Here is a 227-nt window from a genome sequence, read left to right on the forward strand (position 1 = left end):
GACGGTGCAGGTGATACACAGAGCTCTACACTAACCATTTCAGTGACACCAGTGTCTGATCTAAGTGATGATAGTGAATCTGTTACAACAGCTGAAGATACAACAGCCACAGGCAATGTGTTAGACAATGCAGAAACTGCTGATGGTCCACTCACGGTAACCAGCTTTACGGTTGGTGGGAATACCTATAATGCTGGTGATACCGTTACTCTCGCTGAAGGTGAACT

General features: G+C 45.8%; 1 protein-coding gene. It reads left to right on the plus strand.

What is annotated here, in order from left to right:
• Positions 1 to 227 (plus strand): hypothetical protein (locus tag H4J67_RS21370; protein WP_182204972.1); only part of this gene is annotated, 227 nt, incomplete at both ends.

Source organism: Colwellia sp. BRX10-4 (assembly GCF_014077465.1).
Classification (GTDB): Bacteria; Pseudomonadota; Gammaproteobacteria; order Enterobacterales; family Alteromonadaceae; genus Colwellia_A.